Origin of the sequence: Roseateles noduli (assembly GCF_050626985.1) — a bacterium.
GTDB classification, from domain to species: Bacteria; Pseudomonadota; Gammaproteobacteria; order Burkholderiales; family Burkholderiaceae_C; genus Roseateles; species Roseateles noduli_A.
The window spans coordinates 4,054,361-4,076,117 of sequence record NZ_CP192463.1 but is presented as its reverse complement, the minus strand read 5'-3'; the positions used below and the strand labels follow the sequence as shown (position 1 = coordinate 4,076,117).

General features: G+C 65.5%; 19 protein-coding genes. 14 read left to right on the top strand and 5 right to left on the bottom strand.

From position 1 onward, the window contains the following. Positions 1-70 precede the first annotated feature (70 nt). Positions 71-1,189, bottom strand: coding sequence for a nicotinate-nucleotide--dimethylbenzimidazole phosphoribosyltransferase (locus tag ACQ4L4_RS17825; protein WP_431100246.1), 1,119 nt, complete (start codon positions 1,187-1,189; stop codon positions 71-73). Positions 1,190-1,352: 163 nt separating this feature from the next. Beyond that, positions 1,353-2,939 (bottom strand): threonine ammonia-lyase, biosynthetic, encoded by a 1,587-nt coding sequence (gene ilvA / locus ACQ4L4_RS17820; protein ID WP_431100244.1) that lies wholly within the window; start codon positions 2,937-2,939, stop codon positions 1,353-1,355. A gap of 459 nt (positions 2,940-3,398) precedes the next feature. Between ilvA and ACQ4L4_RS17815 the strand changes: the two genes are divergently transcribed. Beyond that, the gene (locus ACQ4L4_RS17815) at positions 3,399-3,821 is read left to right on the top strand and encodes an OsmC family protein (protein WP_431100243.1); all 423 of its coding nucleotides are present in this window, start codon (positions 3,399-3,401) and stop codon (positions 3,819-3,821) included. A 47-nt stretch (positions 3,822-3,868) separates the two neighbouring features. Here the strand turns inward: ACQ4L4_RS17815 and coq7 are convergent, their stop codons facing one another. Beyond that, on the bottom strand, positions 3,869-4,528 hold the full coding sequence (coq7, locus tag ACQ4L4_RS17810) for a 2-polyprenyl-3-methyl-6-methoxy-1,4-benzoquinone monooxygenase (protein WP_431100242.1): 660 nt from the start codon (positions 4,526-4,528) through the stop codon (positions 3,869-3,871). Between the two features lie 271 nt (positions 4,529-4,799). On the opposite strand from coq7, the gene ACQ4L4_RS17805 reads away from it, so the two are divergent. The 7 genes from ACQ4L4_RS17805 (at position 4,800) to ACQ4L4_RS17775 (ending at position 12,742) form a co-directional block, all read left to right on the top strand. Beyond that, positions 4,800-5,816, top strand: coding sequence for a porin (locus ACQ4L4_RS17805; RefSeq protein ID WP_431100241.1), 1,017 nt, complete (start codon positions 4,800-4,802; stop codon positions 5,814-5,816). A 304-nt stretch (positions 5,817-6,120) separates the two neighbouring features. After that, positions 6,121-7,182 carry a porin gene (locus ACQ4L4_RS17800; RefSeq protein ID WP_431100240.1) on the top strand — a complete coding sequence of 354 codons (1,062 nt, stop codon included), beginning with the start codon at positions 6,121-6,123 and terminating at the stop codon, positions 7,180-7,182. Between the two features lie 256 nt (positions 7,183-7,438). Then, entirely contained in the window at positions 7,439-8,416 is a 978-nt protein-coding gene (locus tag ACQ4L4_RS17795; RefSeq protein ID WP_431100239.1) for an ABC transporter permease, read from the top strand. Between the two features lies 1 nt (position 8,417). Next, the gene (locus ACQ4L4_RS17790) at positions 8,418-9,638 is read left to right on the top strand and encodes a M20 aminoacylase family protein (protein WP_377160082.1); all 1,221 of its coding nucleotides are present in this window, start codon (positions 8,418-8,420) and stop codon (positions 9,636-9,638) included. Positions 9,639-9,695: 57 nt separating this feature from the next. Next, positions 9,696-10,658 carry an ABC transporter permease gene (locus tag ACQ4L4_RS17785; protein ID WP_431100238.1) on the top strand — a complete coding sequence of 321 codons (963 nt, stop codon included), beginning with the start codon at positions 9,696-9,698 and terminating at the stop codon, positions 10,656-10,658. A 15-nt stretch (positions 10,659-10,673) separates the two neighbouring features. Next, positions 10,674-11,675 (top strand): ABC transporter ATP-binding protein, encoded by a 1,002-nt coding sequence (locus ACQ4L4_RS17780; protein ID WP_431100237.1) that lies wholly within the window; start codon positions 10,674-10,676, stop codon positions 11,673-11,675. Next, positions 11,672-12,742, top strand: a complete 1,071-nt coding sequence (locus ACQ4L4_RS17775) for an ABC transporter ATP-binding protein (RefSeq protein ID WP_431100236.1) — start codon at positions 11,672-11,674, stop codon at positions 12,740-12,742. Before ACQ4L4_RS17780 ends, ACQ4L4_RS17775 begins: the two co-directional genes overlap by 4 nt. 27 nt (positions 12,743-12,769) lie before the next feature. Here ACQ4L4_RS17775 and lptM read toward each other — a convergent pair whose 3' ends face one another. Next, complete coding sequence (gene lptM / locus ACQ4L4_RS17770) at positions 12,770-12,988, bottom strand: LPS translocon maturation chaperone LptM (protein ID WP_431100235.1); 219 nt, start codon at positions 12,986-12,988, stop codon at positions 12,770-12,772. A gap of 43 nt (positions 12,989-13,031) precedes the next feature. Here lptM and cyaY point away from each other — a divergent pair, with 43 nt between their 5' ends. Further along, a complete protein-coding gene (gene cyaY / locus ACQ4L4_RS17765) occupies positions 13,032-13,379 on the top strand; it encodes an iron donor protein CyaY (protein ID WP_431100234.1) in 348 nt (115 codons plus the stop codon). Between the two features lie 177 nt (positions 13,380-13,556). Here the strand turns inward: cyaY and ACQ4L4_RS17760 are convergent, their stop codons facing one another. After that, the gene (locus ACQ4L4_RS17760; protein WP_431100233.1) at positions 13,557-15,998 is read right to left on the bottom strand and encodes a penicillin-binding protein 1A; all 2,442 of its coding nucleotides are present in this window, start codon (positions 15,996-15,998) and stop codon (positions 13,557-13,559) included. 442 nt (positions 15,999-16,440) lie between these two features. Here ACQ4L4_RS17760 and ACQ4L4_RS17755 point away from each other — a divergent pair, with 442 nt between their 5' ends. Genes ACQ4L4_RS17755 through pilQ form a run of 5 tightly spaced genes read left to right on the top strand, consistent with a single transcriptional unit; the run spans position 16,441 to position 21,670 of the window. Beyond that, complete coding sequence (locus ACQ4L4_RS17755; RefSeq protein WP_297528858.1) at positions 16,441-17,520, top strand: pilus assembly protein PilM; 1,080 nt, start codon at positions 16,441-16,443, stop codon at positions 17,518-17,520. Further along, positions 17,517-18,143, top strand: a complete 627-nt coding sequence (locus ACQ4L4_RS17750) for a PilN domain-containing protein (RefSeq protein ID WP_377160097.1) — start codon at positions 17,517-17,519, stop codon at positions 18,141-18,143. The genes ACQ4L4_RS17755 and ACQ4L4_RS17750 overlap by 4 nt, the downstream gene beginning before the upstream one ends. Positions 18,144-18,150: 7 nt before the next feature. Further along, positions 18,151-18,858, top strand: coding sequence for a type 4a pilus biogenesis protein PilO (locus tag ACQ4L4_RS17745; protein WP_431100232.1), 708 nt, complete (start codon positions 18,151-18,153; stop codon positions 18,856-18,858). Continuing rightward, a complete protein-coding gene (locus ACQ4L4_RS17740) occupies positions 18,855-19,448 on the top strand; it encodes a pilus assembly protein PilP (RefSeq protein WP_431100231.1) in 594 nt (197 codons plus the stop codon). Before ACQ4L4_RS17745 ends, ACQ4L4_RS17740 begins: the two co-directional genes overlap by 4 nt. Positions 19,449-19,474: 26 nt before the next feature. Further along, on the top strand, positions 19,475-21,670 hold the full coding sequence (gene pilQ / locus ACQ4L4_RS17735; RefSeq protein ID WP_431104968.1) for a type IV pilus secretin PilQ: 2,196 nt from the start codon (positions 19,475-19,477) through the stop codon (positions 21,668-21,670). Positions 21,671-21,757: the final 87 nt, after the last annotated feature.

Sequence of the window (21,757 nt, the reverse complement as noted above, 5' to 3'; positions counted from 1 at the left end):
CCAAAGAGGTAGCGCGTGAGGCGTTGAGCACGCCGAGCGGTTGATCGAGCGCGTCGACGCGCGCGCAGGGTCAGTACTTGCTGCCCAGCGTGGACCGGCCCGGACCTGTGTGCAGCGCGCCCGGGTTGCTTGATCCCGTGTCGCGCAGGTCGGACGGACGACTGTGGATGGCCCCGTCGGGCAGGTCCTGGACTTCCGTCAGCAGCGCCGCCGCGCAACGGACCAGCGGCCACGCCAAGGTCGCGCCGGTGCCATCCCCGCATTCCATGCCGAGCTCCAGCAGCGCCGCCGCGTGGAACAGCTGAAGCGCCTCGTCCAATCCGCGATGGGTGGTGCTGCGGCAGAACACCGCGTAATCGGTGACCGGCGGCGCGATCATGGACGCTACCTTCAACGCCGCGCACGCCGCGATGCCGTCGACCAGGATCAACTGCCGCTTCGACGCCGCGACCAGCATCGCCCCGACCATCACCGCGAGTTCGAATCCGCCGAAGGCCGCGAGCACCGCCATCGGTTCGCGCACCTCGCGGTGCCGCTGCTGAGCGCCTTGCAGCACCAGCATCAGATGCGACAGGTCGTCGTGCGGCATGTCGGGGCCGGAGATGATGAAGTCCTGCACCGGCATGTCCATCAACCGGGACAGCACCAGCGCCGATGCCTCCAGCGAGCCTTGGCCCAGCCCCGCGCAGGCGATCACGTTGCCCGCCAGGTTGTCGGAGATCTCCATGCCGACGCGCACGCCGGCATGGGCCTGTTCCACCGTCATCGCCGCGCCGGCCCGCGAGTTGCGCGTCCCGTGCGCGATCTTGCGCGCGAGCAGGCGCTGCTGCGGGCTGAGCGGCTCGGCGATGCCGCAATCGACCACCGTCACATGCATGCCCTGGTTGCGCGCGAATACGGTCGAGGGCAGGCGGTGTTGCAGGGCGAGCAGGGCCTGCTCACGCGTGCTGCGACCGTTGGGCAAGGCGATGCCGTCCACCGCCAGGCCGTGGTCGGCCGCGAACAGCACCAGCGTGGGGTCGCGGAACTTTGGTGTCTGCGTGGCCTGGATCAGTCCCAGCCGCACCGCGAGCGGTTCCAGTTCACCCAGTCGGCCGGCCAGCGTGCAGCGGCGTTCCAGGCGCTGGCGCAAGGCGCGTTCCAGCTCCGGATTGGCGGTCGGCGAGATGAGGGACTGATGAATGGACATGGGGACCGCCATTCTCGGCCCGCGCCGCGGGCGGGCCATCGGCAATTGCCCCCGCCGTCTCGCCTCTGCCCCTTGTCCCGGGGGCAGCTGTTGGTGTCAAGCCGTAACCGCCCGGCCGTCCGGGCGCCGGTGCGCCCGCGCGGTCACGGCCCCTTGACGCGATTCAACGCAGGAAGAGCCGGTACACCGGGTTGTCGGTCTCTTCGGTACAGGGGTAGTTCAACTGGTCGAGGAAGGCCTTGAACGCCTTGCCGTCGCCCTTCGGAACCTGCAGGCCGACGAGGATGCGGCCGTAGTCCGCGCCCTGGTTGCGGTAGTGGAACAGGCTGATGTTCCAGTCCGGGCTCATGCTGGACAGGAAGCGCATCAGCGCGCCGGGCCGCTCGGGGAAGATGAAGCGGAAGAGGCGCTCGTTCTCCGCGAGTTCGGTCCTGCCGCCGACCATGTGGCGGACGTGCTGCTTGGCCAGTTCGTCGTCGGTGAGGTCGACGGTGGCGAAACGATGGCGCTCGAAGCTGCGGACCAGCTTGTCGGCTTCCTCGCGCTTCGTGATGGAGACGCCGACGAAGACGTGCGCCACCTGACGGTCGGAGATGCGGTAGTTGAACTCCGTGACGCTGCGTCCCTGGACCAGTTCACAGAAGCGCCGGAAGCTGCCGCGTTCCTCCGGGATGGTGACGGCGAACAGCGCCTCGCGCTCCTCGCCGACCTCCGCCCGCTCGGCGACGAAACGCAGCCGGTCGAAGTTCATGTTCGCGCCGCAGGTGATGGCGATGTAGGTCTCGCCCCGCGTCCCGTGCTGCGCCGCATACTGCTTGATGGCTGCGACACCCAGGCCGCCGGCCGGCTCCAGGATGCTGCGCGTGTCGACGAAGACATCCTTGATCGCGGCGCAGACGGCGTCGGTGTCGACCAGGATGTAGTCGTCGACCAGCTCGCGGCAGATGCGGAAGGTTTCCTCGCCGACCAGCTTGACCGCGGTGCCGTCCGAGAAGAGCCCCACGTCGGTCAGCGTGACCCGCTTGCCGGCGCGCACGGAGCGCACCATGGCGTCCGAGTCCCTGGTCTGGACGCCGATGATCTTGATCTCCGGCCGCACCGCCTTGATGTAGGCCGCGACCCCCGAGATCAACCCGCCCCCGCCGATCGCGACGAAGATCGCATCGATCGGCCCCGGATGCTGGCGCAGCAACTCCATCGCGATCGTGCCCTGGCCGGCGATGACGTCGGGATCGTCGAACGGGTGGACGAAGCTCAGTCCGTGCTGCTGCTCGAGCTCCAGCGCGTGCCCGTACGCGTCCGTGAAAGACTCTCCGGCCAGCACCACCTCGCCGCCCAGCGCCTGCACGGCGTCGATCTTGACCTTGGGCGTCGTCACCGGCATCACGATGACCGCGCGGCAGCCGAGTTTCTTTGCCGACAGCGCCACGCCCTGGGCATGATTTCCCGCCGATGCGCAAATCACCCCGCGCGCCAATTGCTCGGGCGCGAGATTTGCCATCTTGTTATAGGCACCCCGCAATTTGAAGCTGAATACCGGCTGCTGATCTTCGCGTTTCAGCCAGACTTTGTTGCCGATGCGCTTGGAGAGATTGCGGGCGGCGTCGAGGGAGGTTTCCTGCGCGACCTCATACACCTTGGCGTTAAGAATCCGTTGGAGATAACTCTGGTCGGCCGGGAGTAACGCGGGGTGTTGCGCCGATGGGCGCGTCGAGGTGTTCTTGCGCGATGCGCGGCGGGTGCCGGCCATGGAAATCCCTCCAGTTCCCCCTCCCGCGCGGACGCGGCGGGAGTCGGGCGGACGATGATAGCGAGGGTCTGCCCGGGGCGCGGGCACGCCTGGGGGAGGCGGGGGCCGTGCGCTTTCGCCATTGGAGGAGCGAGCCTTGCGCTGCGGGGTGCGCGCCGACGGACGAAAAAAAGCCCGAGGCTTGTGGCCTCGGGCTGAATCCACCATGGAGGCGGTGGAGGAGACAATCGGTGCGGGGCTGACCCCACAGAGTGGGATAGCGCTGTCGCATGCCTAGAATTCTAGGGGGATGCATGTTGCGCTGCAATATTTTTTGGGGGGGTCCAGCCCTGGAGTCGGGCCTCTAAATGCGCAAAATCACCGCCAGAGTGGGTGACCGTGATGGGCGGTCCCGCAAGAAGTGGGGTCAGATCAGCACCCCGCATGGCTCGAACGGCCCATGGAACGAAGGAACGACGAATGGAATGCACGATCAACTGGATGGGCGCCGACGGCATGAGCTTCATCGCCGAGACCGGCAGCGGCCACATGATCAACATGGACGGCGCGCCTGATGGGGGTGGTCGCAACCTGGCGCCGCGACCGATGGAAACCGTGCTGGCCGGGACTGGCGGGTGCACCGCCTATGACGTGGTGTTGATCCTGAAACGCGGCCGCCACGATGTGCGCGGTTGTCAGGTCAAGCTGAGTGCCGATCGCGCCGAGGCCGATCCGAAGGTCTTCACCAAGATCCACATGCACTTCGTCGTCACGGGCAAGGGCCTGCCGCAGGCGAGCGTGGAGCGCGCGGTTCAGCTCTCCCACGAGAAGTACTGTTCGGCCAGCATCATGCTGGCGAAGACGGCGGAGATCACCACGTCGGTGGAGATCGTCGAGGTCTGATTCCCGCCCGCCCGCCCGCCCGCCCGGCGGGCGGGCGAGGGCGCACGCTAGAGATGGTGCGCCGTGCGCGTCATGACCTTGGCTGCTAGGCGCATCAAACCCCGTACCGGCGCAGGCAGGTCGACGCCGCCGAGCCCGCGCGCCTCTTCCGCGTGACGGGCCTCCTCTTCCTTCATCTGCGCGACGATCGCTCGCGAACTGTGGTCGCCCGCGGGCAGTCGATCCAGATGGCTGGCGAGGTGTGCCTCGACCTGCCGCTCGGTCTCGATGACGAAGCCCAGGCTGACCTTGTCCCCGATCAGCCCGGCGACGGAACCGATCGCGAAGGCGCCGCCGTACCACAGGGGATTGAGCAGGCTCGGGCGGTCGTTCAGGGCACGGAGTCGCCCGGCGCACCAGGCGAGATGGTCGATCTCCTCTTGGGCGGCGTGCTCCAGGTGTTGACGCAGGGCCGCGTCCCTCGTGGTCAGGGCCTGGGCGCGGTAGAGCGCCTGCGCGCAGACCTCGCCGACGTGATTGACCCGCATCAGCGACGCGGCGAGCTTGCGCTGCGGCTCATCCAGCGGCTCGTCGGCGGACGCCGCTTCGGGCGCCGGTCTCGCCATCGGCGCGACACCCGCCAGCGTCTTCAGGCTGTGATCCAGCGTGGATATCCACGCGTCCGCTCGAGAAAGTATGCGCGCCGGGCGCTGAGGCTGGGATTCCATCTTGAATGCTCGCGGTGGGCGTGACGCCGCAGTTTAGGAGCGGGGCGTCAAGTGGTTCGGTGGTGCCGGGTGATCCTTTGTGCGAATGCGTGATGACACAATTTTTTAATCCCATACGCGTTGCTTCGATCCAACGAAATCAGGACTTTTACGGGGTGGCTGCTGGTCAGGCGTGATCGGACCTGTTGCAATACACCACAGCTTCATTGCAGGAGCTTGGTTTGCGGGCGATCTACCAACCGCAACCTCATTGAAGATCTAGGAGTCTCTAATGAAGAAATCTCTCGTCGCGCTGGCTGTGCTGGCTGGTTTCGCTGGTGCCGCTGCCGCTCAATCGTCCGTCACGCTGTTTGGCGTGATCGACGTGGCCGCCCGTTACACGAAGGCCAATGGCCAGGACACGAAGCAACTGACGAACGACGGCAGCTCCTCCAGCCGCATCGGCGTCCGTGGCGTCGAAGACCTGGGTGGCGGCCTGAAGGCTGGCTTCTGGCTGGAAGGCGCCCTGGCTGCCGACACCGGCACCGCTGACGCTAGCCGCTTCTGGGGCCGTCGCGCTTCCGTGAGCCTGATGGGCGACTTCGGTGAAGTCCGTCTGGGCCGTGGCAAGACCTCGACCCGCCTGGTCGTCGATGATTTCGACGTCTACAGCACCACCGGTCTGGGTGATGTGACCCGCACCTACAGCCTGCTGGGCTCGAACATCGACACGATCAACCGTGCCGACAACCTGGTTCAGTACTTCCTGCCGGCCGACCTGGGCGGCGTGTACGGCTCGTTCGACGTGGCTGCTGGTGAAGGCACCGACGGCAAGAAGTCCTTCGGTGGCCGTCTGGGCTACAAGATCGCCGACTTCAACGTCGCCGGCGGCTACCAGTCGACCGACTCGCTGGGCTCGAAGTTCAAGCAACTGTCGCTGGGCGCCAGCTACGACTTCAAGGTCGTGAAGGTGCAAGGCCTGTTCAGCCAGCTGAAGTTCGGTTCGCGCAAGCAGAACCTGTTCACGGTCGGCGCCGTGGTGCCGGTGACGGCTGCCGGTTCGGTGACCGCTCAGTACACCAAGGCTGAGACCAACGGCGCTGCTGACGCAGTGGTGGCTGCGCGCGGCGACGCTCAAGCCTTCACCATCGGCTATCAGCACAACCTGTCCAAGCGCACCGCGCTGTACACGACCGCGTCGATCATCGACAACGACAACTCGAACTTCCGCGTTCAGAACAACGCTGTTGCCGCTGCTCGCGGTGGCAAGTCGGGTGGCCTGGACGTCGGTATCAAGCACAGCTTCTGATCTCCGGATCAGCGCGCTGCGCTACGAAAGCCGCCCCTCGGGGCGGCTTTTTTTCGTCTCAACGTTAGTCCGTAGGGAGTCTGTCGCGCAGGTGCCAGGTCATGCGCCAGTCGATCAAGCACTGTCGCCGCAACGCACTGTTGTGGATTTTGTAGACAGTCTTCGCGGGTTTTCCCTCTGGGAGGGCGTCACAAACTTGACAGGGTTTGCTCGCGTGGGCGATGTGCAACACAAAGCGTCTCCGTCTGGGGGCTTCGCTGAGAATCGATCTCGGCGACCACACCAAACATACAGGAGACATCACATGAAGAAAGCCGCCTTGGCGTTGAGCATCCTTGCAGCAAGCACCAGCGCCGCCTGGGCACAGTCGAGCGTCCAGCTCTACGGCATCGTTGACGTGGGTCTGCGCTGGACCAGCAACGCGAATGCCGGAAGCTCCGAAAAGCAGGTGATCCCCGGTGGCATGTCCCAGAGCCGTCTCGGGGTGAACGTGACCGAGGACATGGGCGGCGGGCTGAAGGCCATCGCCAACCTCGAGCACCGTCTGAACTCCGACACCGGCACCGTGGCCGCCGCCGATTTCTGGCGTCAGTCCTGGGTCGGCATCCAGTCGGCCGACTTCGGCCGCCTCACGCTGGGTCGCCAGTACAACATCCTGTTCGACATCTACACGTCGACCTACGCGTCCTTCAAGTACTCGCCCTACATCGAGGCCTACAAGCCGGAGATCGGCCTGTCGATGGGCGCGCGCCAGGACAACATGGTCAAGTACCTGTTTGAGAAGGGCCCCATCCGCGGTGAGGTCCAGGTGTCGGCGGGTGAAGGCAACTCACAGAACAAGTCGTTCGGCGGCCTGCTGCGCTACAACCAGGGCCCCATCGCCTTTGGCGGCGCCTTCCTGCAGGTCGAGGACACCCTGGGCAAGAAGGTCAAGGGCTACACCGCCGGCGGCGCGTACACGAGTGGCCCGTGGTACATCAACCTGTCCTGGGCGACCAACAAGTTCGACCGGGGCGGCCTCCTGGGCGCGGCCTACACGTCCGGCTTGCTGGGCACGGTGCTGAATGCGGCCGCGAACGATGTGAAGAAGCGGGACATGATCTCGGTGGGCGCCGCCTATCAGCTGACCCCGCAACTGAACTTGGGCGCCCACTATTGGTATGCCACGCAGACGCACTACAGCGCAGCGCTGGCCAACACCAAGAGCAAAGGGCACTACGTGGCCTTCGTCGCGGACTACGCCTTCTCCAAGCGCACCGACGCTTACCTCGAACTGGACTACACCAAGCACGAGGGCGCGGTCCGCTTCGCCAACAACGCCGAGAAGCGTGGTGGTTCGATCGTCGGTATCCGTCACCGCTTCTGATCGTCCTTTGGGAGACGGCGGGCCTGACCACCCCGCCGCCGCCCTCGCAGCAGACCGCCTTCGGGCGGTTTTTTCGTTCTTGTGCGACGGTCAGGGCGACGTCGCGTTCGCGCCGCGTCAAGGGCTAACCCACTTGCCGGTGGGCGTACGCTGCTTGATGATGGTTCCCTTCTGAAGTGCTCCGCCTCCGGGGTCAGGTCGTGCCAGGGCCGATCACAAGTCGCGTCGCCCGAGCCCATGCCGGAGGCCCTCGTCCATGCTGGTTTTCATTCTTCGCCGTCTGGCGCAGGCCGTCGTCGTCATGCTGACGGTGGCCTTCATCGCCTTCATGCTGTTCCAGTACGTCGGGGACCCGGTCAACAACCTGCTCGGCCAGGACGCCACGCCAGAGCAGCGCGAGCAGTTGCGCAAGGATCTGGGGCTCGATCAGAGCTTCATCGTGCAGTTCGCGCATTTCGCCGGCAATGCGGCGCAGGGCGAGTTCGGCGTCAGCCTGAAGCAGGGGCGCAAGGTCTCCGCGCTGATCGCCGAGCGCTTCCCGGCGACGCTCGAGCTGTCTGCGACGGCCGCGCTGATCGCGCTGGTGTTCGGCATCCCACTGGGCGTCTACGCGGCGCTGCGGCGCGGGACCTTCGGCTCGCAGCTGTTGATGACGCTGTCACTGCTGGGCGTGGCGTTGCCGACCTTCCTCATCGGGATCCTGCTGATCCTGATCTTCGCGGTGCAACTGGCCTGGCTGCCGAGCTATGGCCGGGGCGAGGTCGTGATGCTCGGCGCCTGGAGCACCGGGCTGCTCACCGGCGACGGGTTGCGTCACCTGCTGTTGCCGGGCGTCACGCTGGCGGTGTTCCAGCTGACGCTGATCATGCGCATCGTGCGCGCCGAGATGCTGGAAGTGCTGCGCGCCGACTACATCAAGTTCGCCCGAGCCCGCGGCCTCAGCGATAGGACGATCTACTTCGGGCATGCGTTGAAGAACACGCTGGTGCCGGTCATCACGATCACCGGCCTGCAGCTGGGATCGCTGATTGCCTTTGCGATCATTACCGAGACCGTGTTTCAATGGCCCGGCATGGGATTGCTGTTCATCCAGGCGGTGCAGTTCGCCGACATTCCCGTGATGGCGGCCTACCTCTGCCTGATCTCGCTGATCTTCGTCGTGATCAACCTGGTCGTCGATCTGCTGTACTTCGCTGTCGATCCGCGCTTGCGCGTGAGAGGCGGCGCGCATTGACATGAACGCTCCAGAGCACCTGACCGCCGCCGCGGCCGGCACCTACCAGCGACTCTTCGAGGCGCGCGGAGAGCTTGTTGCGCTGCGCCGCGAACTGCACACGATGCCGGAACTCGGCTTCGAGGAGCACCGCACCGCCGCGCGCATCGTGCAGGCGCTGAAGGCCTGCGGCGTCGACGAGATCCACCAGGGCCTGGGCCGCACCGGCATCGTCGCGACCATCCATGGCCAGACGACGCCGGGCACGGCGCCCAGACTTTTCGGGCTGCGCGCCGACATGGATGCGCTGCCGCTGCGCGAGCAGAACGACTTCGCCTGGCGTTCGTCGACGCCCGGCCTGATGCATGCGTGCGGACACGACGGCCACTGCGCGATGCTGGTCGGGACGGCGCGCTACCTGGCGCAGACGCGGCGTTTCGCCGGCACGGCGGTGCTGGTGTTCCAGCCGGGCGAGGAGGGCTATGGCGGCGCGCGCGAGATGATCGCGGACGGGCTGTTCGAGCGCTTCCCGGTGGAATCCATCTACGCGATGCACAACTGGCCGCACCTGCCGCCCGGGAAGATCGGTCTGAACCGCGGCGCGATGATGGCCGCGGCGGACCGCGTGAACATCACGATCCAGGGGCGCGGCGGTCATGGCGCGCATCCGCACCTGAGCGTCGACCCGGTGCTGATCGCCGGTCATGTGATCACCGCGGTGCAAAGCCTGGTGTCGCGCAACATCGCGCCGATCGAGCAGGCGGTCGTCAGCCTCTGTTCGATGCATGCCGGCGAGCCGAGCGCCTTCAGCGTCATCCCCGAGGCTGCGCAGTTGACCGGCACGGTGCGCAGCTTCAAGCCCGAAGTGCAGCAACTGCTCGAGGAGCGGATGACGCGCCTGGTCGAATCGGTCGCCCTGGGTTTCGGCGCGAGCGCCAAGGTCGACTACCAGCGGCTCTATCCCGCGACCGTCAACAGTGCGCGCGAGGCCGACTTCGCCGTGCGCGTCGCACAGTCGCTGGTCGGTCCTGAGAACGTCGACGACAAGCTCGTGCCGAGCATGGGGTCCGAGGACTTCGCCTTCATGCTGCAGGCCCGACCCGGCGCCTATCTGCGGCTGGGACAAGGGGGGCCCTGCGGGCTGCATCAGCCGCGCTACGACTTCAACGACGAGATCCTGCCGCTGGGCTCCGCACTGTTCGCGGCCCTGGTCGAGCAGGGCCTGCCCCTCGCACCGCATTGAGCGGACCTCCGCGTCCCGCCCGCCATCGTCCCGACAGCCCGCCCTCCTGATCTCCGAATGACCGCCTCCCTTCCTCCCCCGCCGGCCTCCGGTGCGCCGGCTCCGCGTCCGCCGAACGCGTTGAAGCGCTTCTTCGACGGCGACGTCTGGCACTCGTTCACCCGATCGCCGTTCGCGATGGTCGCGGCCTTCGTCGCGCTGTGCTGCCTGATCTGCGCGCTGTTCGCGACCTGGATCGCGCCGCACGATCCGTTCGACCTGTCGGCGCTGGAGCTGATGGACTCGCGGCTGCCGCCGGCGTGGATCGAGGGCGGGTCGACGAAGTACCTGCTCGGCACCGACGACCAGGGTCGAGATCTGCTGTCCGCGATCATGTACGGCGCGCGGATCTCGCTGCTGGTGGGCGTGGCCTCGGTGATCCTGTCGATGATCATCGGCGTCGGCCTGGGGCTGCTGTCCGGCTTCGTCGGCGGCAAGGTGGATGCCTTCATCATGCGCATCTGCGACGTGATGCTGTCCTTCCCGTCGATCCTGATCGCGCTGCTGATCGACGGCATCGGCCGTGTCGTGTTCAAGGATGCGCACGAGTCGCTGGCTTTCGCGGTGCTGATCCTCGCGATCTCGCTGACCGGGTGGGTGCAGTACGCGCGCACGGTGCGCGGCTCGACGATGGTCGAGCGCAACAAGGAATATGTGCAGGCCGCTCGCGTGATCGGCGTGCAGCCGATGGCCATCATGTGGCGGCACGTGCTGCCCAACGTGACCGGTCCGGTGCTGGTGCTGGCGACGCTGCAGGTCGCGTCGGCCATCCTGACGGAGGCGACGCTGTCCTTCCTCGGCGTCGGCGTGCCGCCGACCAGCCCCTCGCTGGGGACGCTGATCCGTGTCGGCAACGACTTCCTGTTCTCCGGCGAATGGTGGATCACGATCTGGCCCAGCACGATGCTGGTGTTGATCACGGTGTCGGTGAACATGCTCGGCGATTGGTTGCGCGATGCGCTCAATCCCCGCCTGCGCTGATTGGATGACGGCCCCATGACCGCCTCTGCTCCCCTGCTGCAAGTCCGCCATCTGCGCGTGGAATTCCCGACCCGGCGTGGCACGCTGCTCGCGCTGGACGACGTGTCCTTCGACATCGCGCCCGGCGAGGTGCTTGGTGTCGTCGGCGAATCCGGCGCCGGCAAGTCGCTGACCGGCGCGGCGATCATCGGCCTGCTCGATCCACCTGGGCGCATCGCCGGCGGAGAGATCCTGCTCGACGGTCGTCGCATCGACAACCTGCCCGCGGACCAGATGCGCCGTGTTCGCGGTCGGCAGATCGGCGCGATCTTCCAGGACCCGCTGACGTCGCTCAATCCGCTGTATACGGTGGGCCGGCAACTGGTCGAGACGATCACGACCCACCTCGGGCTCAGTGCGAAGCAGGCACGCGCCCGTGCGATCGAGCTGCTGGCGGCGACCGGCATCCCGGCGCCCGAGGCCCGAGTGGACCAGTATCCGCACCAGTTCTCCGGTGGCATGCGGCAGCGCGTGGTGATCGCGCTCGCACTCGCGGCTGATCCGAAGCTGATCGTCGCCGACGAGCCGACAACGGCCCTCGACGTGTCGATCCAGGCGCAGATCATTGCCTTGCTCAAGCGTGTGTGCAGGGAGCAGGGCGCGGCCGTCATGCTGGTCACGCACGACATGGGCGTGATCGCCGAGACCTGCGACCGCGTGGCGGTGCTGTATGCCGGGCGGGTGGCCGAGATCGGGCCGGTGCAGGAGGTGATCCATCGCCCTGGCCATCCTTACACGTCGGGGCTGATGGGCTCCATCCCCGCGATGGACGAGGACCGCGAGCGGCTTGTGCAGATCGACGGGGCCATGCCGCGCCTCACGTCGATCCCGACCGGTTGCGCCTTCCATCCGCGCTGTCCGCGGGCCTTCGATCGCTGCCACGAGCAGCGCCCCGATTTGATGAAGGCGCCAGCGACCCAGGCGGCGTGCTGGTTGCACGCCGCGGATGTCGCTGTCGTGCAGGGAGGCGTCGCATGACCGTGTTGAACGAGACGCCGCGCGCGACAGGCCCGACGAAATTGGGCGACGGCGAGCGAGCCACGGCGAGCCCCGGTGAGGTGCTGGTCGAGGTGCGTGACTTGGCCAAGACCTTCGACGTGTCGGCCCCGTGGCTGAATCGCGTGATCGAGCGCAAACCACGGCAGTTCGTCCATGCAGTGGATGGCGTCAGCTTCTCGATCGAGAAGGGCCAGACGCTCGCGCTGGTCGGCGAGTCGGGCTGCGGCAAGAGTACCGTCGCACGCCTGCTGGTCGGGCTCTATGCACCGACGCACGGCGAGGTGCGCTTCGATGATGCGGACATCGCCACCACGTTGAAGGGACCGGATGCACTGGCCTTGCGACGCCGGATGCAGATGATCTTCCAGGATCCCTATGCGAGTCTCAACCCGCGCTGGAAGGTCCAGGACATCGTCGCCGAACCGCTGCGCGAGCACGGCCTGGTGCGCGACGCGCAAGCACTGAAGCAACGCGTCGGCGAGCTGCTGCAGTCGGTGGGGCTGTCGCCGGTGGACGCGGAGAAGTTTCCGCACCAGTTCTCGGGCGGGCAAAGGCAGCGCATCTCGATCGCCCGCGCGTTGGCGACCGAGCCGGAGTTCCTGGTCTGCGATGAGCCGACGTCGGCGCTCGACGTCTCGGTGCAGGCGCAGGTCCTGAACATCATGAAGGACCTGCAGCGCAAGCAGGGGCTGACCTACCTGTTCATCTCGCACAACCTCGCGGTGGTGCGGCATGTGGCCGATCAGGTGGGCGTGATGTACCTCGGTCGGCTGGTGGAGCAGGCCGACAAGCGCGCGCTGTTCGCGACGCCGCGACATCCGTACACGCGGATGCTGCTCGACGCGATTCCCGACATCCACATGTCGGGTCGCTCTCGCACCCCCGTGCAGGGGGAAGTGCCCAATCCGCTGAATCCCCCGAGCGGGTGCAGCTTCCACCCCCGTTGTCCGCACGCGAACGCGCGTTGCAGCGCGGAGCGGCCACAACTGCTGGCGTTCCAGGGGATCCGCGTGGCCTGCCACGCGGTGGAGGAAGGGCGGATCTGAGGTCCGCCTCGCGCGGACCTCACGGCGTCAGTTCGCGGCGCTGGCGGCCGAGGCCGGCGAGGAGGCCGTCGACGCCGACGACGACGTCGGATGCTTCGCCTGAGGCAACTGCAGTGGGCGCTTCTGGCCGCAGGCGCTGACGGCGAGCGCAGCCGCGCACAACATCAGGGTTGTCAGGGCCTTGGCGGCGCGGCGGCGGGTCGTCTTGGAGGCAACGCCTACACTTCGCATCTTCACGTTCTTCATGGGCTCGCAGTCTAGTCTCTCGCGAGCCCGCTTCCGACTGCCCATGACGCCCACGCCACTGACCGATGCCGACTACGACGCCCGCACCGACGCCGTGCTGGCCAGCATCGAATCCGACATCGACACCTGGCTCGACGACGACGTGGTCGACATCGACCAGCATCGCACCGGCGGACTGCTGGAACTGGAGTTCCAGGATCGCAGCAAGATCGTCGTGAACACGCAACCGCCGCTGCACGAGCTGTGGCTCGCCTCGCGACGCGGTGGGTATCACTTCAAGTTCGTCGACGGGCAATGGATCGACACCAAGGATGGCGTCGCCTTCTTCGCGCGCCTGTCCGAGGAGGCTTCGCATCACGCGGGCAGGCCGCTGGTCTTCTCCGGGACCTGACTGCCAGTCCTGCCAGTCCTGCCAGTCCTGCGCGAGTCCTGAGCGAGATCGTCCCGACCAGGGGGCCTTTTCTCCATGTCCCTCCTTCAACTGCCTCCCGGCAGTTGAATTCCCTCCTCGACTTCCGAAAAGGCCCCCTGGTCGGGACGATCCGAGAGATCCGGGCGTTCGGGGGAGCTAGCGCTTGAAGAGATCGAGGATGCTCTTCTTCTCTTCCTCGGAGCCGGTGGTCGGTACGTGCTCCTCGTTGCCGAGCGCCTTCACGCCGCTGTTGCCGGCGAATTCGTCGTAGTACCACTCGCCGTTGAAATTCACCACGCCCTCGGGGGGCTGTATTTCCTGGACCGGCGTGTTGCGCAGGGCGTATTGCATGAACTCGATCCACACCGGCAGGGCCAGTCCGCCGCCGGTTTCCCGGTCACCCAGCTTGCGCGGCTGGTCGTAGCCGATCCACACCACCGACACCAGCTCCGGCTGGAAACCCGCGAACCACGCGTCCATCGAGTCGTTGGTCGTGCCGGTCTTGCCGTAGATGTCGGGGCGCTTGAGCGTGGCCTGGGTGCGGGCCGCCGTGCCGCTGCGCGCGACCTCTTGGAGCAGGCTGTCCATCAGGTAGGCGTTGCGAGGTTCGATGGCCCGCTGCGAGTCCTCGAACTGCTTGGGTTGCTGCTGGTACAGCACGCGGCCCGCGTGGTCCGTGATGCGCTGGACCAGCTGCGGTGCGATCCGGTACCCGCCGTTGGCGAAGACCGAATATGCCTGCGCCATCTGCATCGGCGTCACCGACCCGGCACCCAGTGCCATCGTCAGATAGGCCGGGTGCTTGTCCGCGTCGAAGCCGAAGCGCGTGATCCAGTCCTGCGCGTACTTCACGCCCACCGATTGCAACACCCGGATCGAGACCATGTTCTTGGACTTGGCCAGCGCGCGCCGCAGCGGCATCGGACCGTCGAACTGACCATCGTAGTTCTTGGGTTCCCAGGGCTGGCTGCCGGTGGTCGTCGCATCGAAGAACAGCGGCCCGTCGTTGACGATCGTCGCGCCGTTGAACCCCTTCTCCAGCGCGGCTGAATAGATGAACGGCTTGAAGCTCGAGCCCGGCTGCCGCCAAGCCTGCGTGACGTGGTTGAACTTGTTCTTGTTGTAGTCGAAGCCGCCGACCAACGCCCGCACGCTGCCGTCCTTCGGGCTGAGCGCCACCATCGCGCCCTCGACTTCGGGCAACTGGGTGATCGTCCACTCGTCCTTGTTGTTCCTGACCAGCTTGATCACACGGATCACCGCACCACGGCGGATGCGCGTCTTCGGGTTGCCCTTGTCGGACAGCCCCGAGGTGGCTGGCTTGAGTCCCTCGCCGGTGATGGTCACCGACTCGCCGCTCTGCAGCGCCGCGACGACCTGCTTCGGACTGGCTTCAAGCACCACGGCCGCCAGCAGTTCGTCATTGGCCGGGTGGTCTGAAAGCGCCTCGGCGATGCGAGTGTCCAGTTCCTTGGGGTCGGCCGGCAGATCCACATAGGCCTCGGGACCCCGGTACACCTGGCGGCGCTCGTAGTCCATGATCCCGCGGCGCAGGGCGCGGTAGGCACGTTCCTGCTCGTCGGCGTGCAGTGTCAGATAGACATTGAGGCCGCGCGTGTAGGCCTCGTCCCCGTACTGGCTGAAGATCAGCTGGCGGGCCAGTTCGGCGACGTACTCGGCGTGACTCGCGGCTTCCTGCGGTGGCCGGATGCGCAGTTTTTCTGCCTTGGCCTGGGCATGCTGCTCGGGCGTGATGAAGCCCATCTCCAGCATCCGGTCGATGATGTATTGCTGGCGCAACACTGCGCGGCGCGGATTGTTGATCGGGTTGTAAGCAGATGGTGCTTTCGGCAACCCGGCGAGCATCGCCGCCTCGGCGATCGAGAGGTCCTTCAGAGGCTTGCCGAAGTACACCTCGCTGGCCGCCGCGAAGCCGTAGGCGCGGTGCCCCAGGAAGATCTGGTTCATGTAGATCTCGAGGATCTTCTCCTTGGGCAGCGCGCTCTCGATCTTCAGCGCGAGCAGGATCTCGTAGATCTTGCGGGTGAAGGTCTTCTCGGTGGAGAGATAGAAGTTGCGCGCGACCTGCATCGTGATGGTCGAGGCGCCCTGGCTCTTGGACTCGCTGACGTTGGCCAGGCCGGCGCGGATCACGCCCAGGTAATCCACGCCGCCGTGCTGATAGAAGCGCGCGTCCTCGATGGCCAGGATCGCGTCCTGCATCAACTTGGGGATCTCGCGAATGTCCGAGTAGCTGCGGCGCTCCTCGCCGTACTCGGCCAACAGCTGACCTTCGCTGGACATCACTCGCAGCGGCAGCTTCGGCCGGTAGTCGGTCAGTCCGCTGATGTCGGGCAGTTGGGGGTAGGCGATCGCCAGGGCCATGCCGACCAGCAGCACCACTGCGCCCACTCCCGCCAGCACCAGTCCGAAAAGCCAGCCGACCAGCCGCACGAACCAGGGACGGCGCGGCTTGCCGTCGCCCTGGGGCTTCTTGCGGGGGGAGTCGCTCTTCTCTTTCCTGGATGCGGCGCCCTTGCCCGAATCGGACGGGGCGTCGAAGGAGGGTTCGTTGTCGGAGGAATTCTTCGAGGGCATGGGCCGGAGTGTGCAATCTTGCGTGCCTGGCCGCGCCCTATCAGGGCCTGTACGGGTGACGATGCGGGCCGCGAGCGACGATTATAGGAACGGCCCCTACGGGGGCTTCGGCAGGTCAGTCCGCGACCGCTTGACTGTTACAGGAGTTGTGGAGACTTTCGCGGACACTGCGCGGCTGCCTTTTTCCACCGCCCGGGACATCCCTCTTGAAGGTGTCCCGGAGGGGATTCGGCAAAGCGGGAATCTGTCGCAAAACCGTTCCGAATGGGGAGTAAAAGGGCCATTTTTTGGCGCTTTACCACCCGTCGGTGGCGTGTATGTTACGCAACGCTGCGTTACTTGCTGTGACCGCTTTGCCTTGGGGCGACAAAGGCTTTGCTGATAGCATTCAAGTAACTTATTAACAAACCGGCGCATGAGCGGCGCGTTGGGGGAACGCATCATGGGGCTGTTGGACCTACTGCGCGGACGTGCGCATCCACCCATGATTGGCCTGGACATCTCGTCGTCCAGCGTCAAGCTTGTGGAATTGAGTCAAAACTCGAATGGCGAATACGTTCTTGAACGTTTCGCCACCGAGCCATTCGAGAAAGGCTGGATTACCGACGGCCAGATCGAGAAATTCGACGAGGTCGCGGACGCCGTCCGTCGGGTGGTCACGCGCAGTGGCAGCAGGACCCGGCAGGCTTCGCTGGCGATGCCGCAAAGTTCGGTGATCACCAAGAAGATCATGCTGCCGGCCGGCCTCCGCGAGGAGGAGCTCGAGCTGCAGGTCGAGGCCGAGGCCAACCAGTACATCCCGTTCTCGCTGGACGAGGTTTCGCTGGATTTCTGCGTCATCGGCCCGAGCCCGACTTCGGTCGGCGACGTCGAAGTGCTGATCGCCGCTTCCCGCAAGGACCGCGTGCAGGATCGTCAGGCGCTGGCGGAAGCCGCCGGCCTCAAGCCGGTCGTGCTGGACATCGAGTCCCACGCGTCGCGGATGGCCGTGGGCCGTCTGGTGGAGACGCTGCCCAACGAAGGCAAGGACGCGCTGGTCGCGCTGTTTGAGATCGGTGCCGACACCACTTCGCTGAAGGTGCTGCGCGACGATGAAATGCTTTACGACCGCGATCAGGCCTTCGGCGGCTCGCAGTTGACCCAGCTGATCTCGCGACAGTACGGCTTCTCCTTCGAGGAGGCGGAGCTGAAGAAGCTCAGTGGCGAATTGCCGGATGACTACGAGACGCAGGTGCTGAATCCTTTCGTCGATTCGCTGTCGCAGGAAATCGGTCGGGCGCTCCAGTACTTCTTTACCAGCACGCCGCATCACAAGGTCCATTACGTGATGCTCGCTGGCGGTACCGCCACCTTGCCTGGCCTCAAGGAGCGGGTGACCGAACTGACGGGCTTCGCCTGCATGGTGGTCAATCCTTTCGAGAACATGGTGCTCGGGTCTGCGGTGCGCGAATCCAAGTTGCGCCGTGAAGCCCCGGCCTATCTGACAGCGTGCGGCCTCGCCATGCGGAGGTTCTTTCAGTGATTCTGATCAACCTGCTCCCGCACCGCGAGGAGAAGCGCAAGCGCCGCAAGGCCGCGTTCTTCGTCGGGCTGGGAATGTCCTTCGCCGTCGGCGTGCTGATCGCCGCCTTCATCTATCTGCTGCTGCAGCAGTTGACCGCCGCGCAGGCGAGCCGCAATGACTATCTGAAGGCCGAGATCACCAAGCTCGACATCCAGATCAAGGACATTGCGACGCTGCGCGCCGAGATCGACGCGTTGCGTGCCCGGCAACGCGCCGTCGAGAACTTGCAGAGCGATCGCAACACACCGGTGCACCTGCTCAACGAACTGGCGAAGTTCACGCCCGAGGGCGTGTTCCTGCAGTCGGTGCGCCAGGTCAACAAGGCGGTGGTGATCGCTGGCGTGGCGGCATCGAACGAGCGTGTGTCCGAAATGCTGCGCAATCTGAGCCGCGCGGAGTGGGTCGAGAACCCCGATCTCGTCGAGATCAAGGCGGCGCCCGTGAATCCGCGTGATCCGCGCCGGCTCTTCGATTTCTCCATCAAGGTCGGGATCAAGAGTGCGACGCCGGAGCCCGCAGCCGGCGCTGCCAGCGGCCCCGGCACCAAGCCGGCCACGAACGCCCCGGCGAAGAAGGCGTGAGGACCCCATGGCAAGCTTGAAAAACCTGGACCTCAACGCCTGGTTCGCAGACTTCTCCGGCCAGTTCCAGAACCTGAACATGCAGGAGCCGGGCCAATGGCCGCCGGCGCCGCGTTATGCCGCCTTCGTCGTGGTCGCGCTGCTGACCGTGGTGCTGGGCTGGTTCGCCGTGCTGTCGGACGAGCAATCGGCGCTGGACGCTGAGGTTCAGAAGGAACCGCAGTTGAAGGAAGACTTCAACAACAAGCTGACGCAGGCTGTGAACCTGCCTGAGCTGCGCAAGCAGAAGAGCCAAGTCGAAGAGTACGTGCTGCAGCTGGAAAAGCAGCTGCCGGGCAAGGCCGAGATGGATGCGCTGCTGTCGGACATCAACCAAGCGGGCTTGGGCCGCGGCCTGCAGTTCGAACTGTTCCGTCCTGGTGGCATCGTCATGCGCGACTACTACGCAGAACAGCCGATCGCGATCAAGGTGACAGGCCGTTATCACGACATCGGCGCCTTCACGGCGGACGTGTCGAATCTGTCGCGGATCGTGACGCTGCACGATCTGGCGATCGTGGTGCCGGGTGTCTCGTCCAACGCGAATACGCCACCACGCACGGACACCAATGCGGTGTTGTCGATGGAAGCCACGGCTCGGACCTATCGTTACCTCGATCCGGCTGAGGTCGAGGAACAGAGGAAGGCCGCGGCGGCCGCGGAGAAGAAGAAATGACGCGCTTCGTTCGCTCCCGCACAGCGTCGCCCGGCGTGGCGACCCTGGATCGAGCGCCTGTGCGCGCGCTCGGCCTGCTCGGCCTGGCGCTGACAGGCGCGTTGCTGACGGGCTGCACCTCCAGCACCGATGAGCTCCAGCAGTGGATGGAAGAGCAGCGCCAGCAGACGCGCCCGACCGTCAAGCCGCTGACGCCCCCGAAGACCTTCCAGCCTCAGCCCTACGAGGCGCAGGCGGTGGTCGACCCCTTCAGCACGCAAAAGCTGACCGTGGCGTTGCGGCGCGAAGCGACCCAGCCCAGTTCGCTGCTGGCCGCGGAGATGAAGCGCCGTCGCGAACCGCTGGAGGCCTTCCCGCTGGACTCGATGACGATGGTCGGCAGCGTCTCCAGGGACGGTCGTCCGTACGCGTTGCTGCGGGTGGACAACCTGCTGTACCAGGCGCGGGTCGGTGACTACATGGGGCAGAACTTCGGCCGCATCACCAAGATCAGCGAAACCGAAATCACGTTGCGAGAAGTCGTCCAGGACGCTGCGGGCGAATGGATTGAACGCACCAGTACTCTCCAGCTTCAGGAGCAGGGACGATGAAGAACACTGTTGTGGAGAACGCTTCGATGAGCGTCCGTACGAGGGAACGAGAAGGGCGCGTCAAGCGCTGGCAAGCCTTGGCCTGCGCGGTGGGTCTGGCGGTTCTGTTGCCGGCACAGGCCTGGGCGCAGAACATGATCCGGTCGATCAGCGCGACGCAGCAATCCGGTACGGACATCGTCCGCATCGAGTTGGCACAGCCGCTGACCGAAGTGCCGCGCGGGTTTGCTGTGCAGGTGCCGCCGCGTATCGCGCTGGATCTGCCTGGCGTATCGAACGGTCTTGGCCGCAGCGCGGTCGAGATCAATTCGGGCAACATGCGTTCGGCCAACGTGGCGCAGGCAGGGGATCGCTCCCGCGTCGTGCTGAACCTGCGTCAGGCGAGCACTTATCGCGCCCAGTTGCAGGACAACTCGCTGCTGATCTTCCTTGATGGCGCGCCCGCCGCGGCACCCGCTGCCGCTGCCGCCACGACGGCCGCGTCTGACCCGGTGCACTTCGCCCCCAGCCAGAATGCCGCCGCGCAAGGCTTGCAAGACATCGACTTCCGTCGCGGCAATGACGGCGCGGGTCGCGTGGTCGTGAACTTGCCGAGCAGCCAAGTCGGTGTGGACATTCAGCAGCAAGGTCAGAATCTGGTCGTCGAGTTCCTTCGCAGCACGCTGCCGGAACGTCTGCGCCGCAAGCTGGACGTCACGGACTTCGGCACGCCGGTTCAGTCGATCACCGCGACTCAGCAGGGCGATCGCGTACGCCTGGTCGTGACGCCGAAGGGCATCTGGGAGCACAGCGCCTATCAGAGCGACAACCAGTTCGTGCTGGAAGTCCGTCCTCAGAAGGTCGACCCGAACAAGCTCACGCAAGGTCCGGGTTATGCCGGTGACAAGCTGAGCCTGAACTTCCAGAACATCGACGTGCGCGCGTTGCTGCAGGTCATCGCCGATTTCACCAACTTCAACGTCGTCACCAGCGACACCGTCACCGGCAATGTGACGCTGCGCCTGAAGGATGTGCCTTGGGACCAGGCGTTGGACATCATCCTGCAGGCCAAGGGCTTGGGCATGCGCAAGTCCGGCAACGTGCTGTGGATCGCGCCGAAGGAAGAGCTGGCCAACAAGGAGAAGGCCGAACTGGAGGCCAAGCAGGCAGTCGCGCAGCTGGAGCCGCTGCGCACGCAGTCCTTCCAGATGAACTACACGAAGGCCGAGGAGGTCGCGAAAGGACTGACCGGTCAGAACAACCAGGGTGGTGGTGGCACCACGCAGACCTCGCGCATCCTGTCGCCGCGCGGTAGCGTGATCTGGGAGACGCGTACGAACCAGCTGTTCGTCAGCGACATCCCGTCCAAGCTGGAAGAGATCCAGGCGCTGATTGCGAAGATCGACGTGCCGGTCCGTCAGGTGTTGATCGAAGCGCGCATCGTCGAGGCCGACGACAAGTTCGGGCGTGCGCTGGGTGTCAAGCTGGGCGCGAGCGACCTGCGCGGACGTCAAGGTGGCATTCCCGGCTATAGCGTTGGTGGCAGCAACTATGTGACGGTTGGCGGGAACTACTCGGCGGTCGGCTCGGCGACCAATCAGCAGACGGCATACAACTATGCGGACTCGCAGTTTGTGAATCTGCCCGCCAACGTGGCTGGCGATGCCTTCGGCGGCGCGACGGCCGCGAACTTCGCACTGTCGCTGTTCAGCGCCACGGCGAACCGGTTCCTGAATCTCGAAATCTCGGCGCTGGAAGCCGATGGTCGCGGCAAGGTGGTGTCCAGCCCGCGTGTCGTCACGGCTGACCAGACCAAGGCGCTGATCGAACAGGGCGAGGAAATCCCCTATCAACAGTCGACATCGAGCGGCGCGACCTCGATCACATTCAAGAAGGCTGTGCTGAAGCTGGAAGTCACGCCGCAGATCACGCCAGAGGGCAACGTGATCCTGACAGTCGACGTCAACAAGGACAGCCGCGGCACGCTGACTCCGCAGGGTTATGCGATCAACAACAAGCATGTGCAGACGCTGGTGCTGGTCGAAAACGGCGGCACGGTCGTGATCGGCGGCATCTACACGCAGGAAGACCTGGAGAGCGAGAACAAGGTGCCGTACCTTGGCGACATCCCGCTGCTGGGTAACCTGTTCAAGAACAAGTCGCGCAGCACCGCGAAGACGGAACTGCTGATCTTCATTACCCCGAAGGTGGTGAGCGACCGGGTGACGGCGACCACACGCTGAGCGGAGCCGGCGCTTTGCGCCGGCCGCTCGCGGCATGATGCCAAGCAGCTAAGCGCGTTCGCGAGAGAACAGCCGCCACAAGAGCCG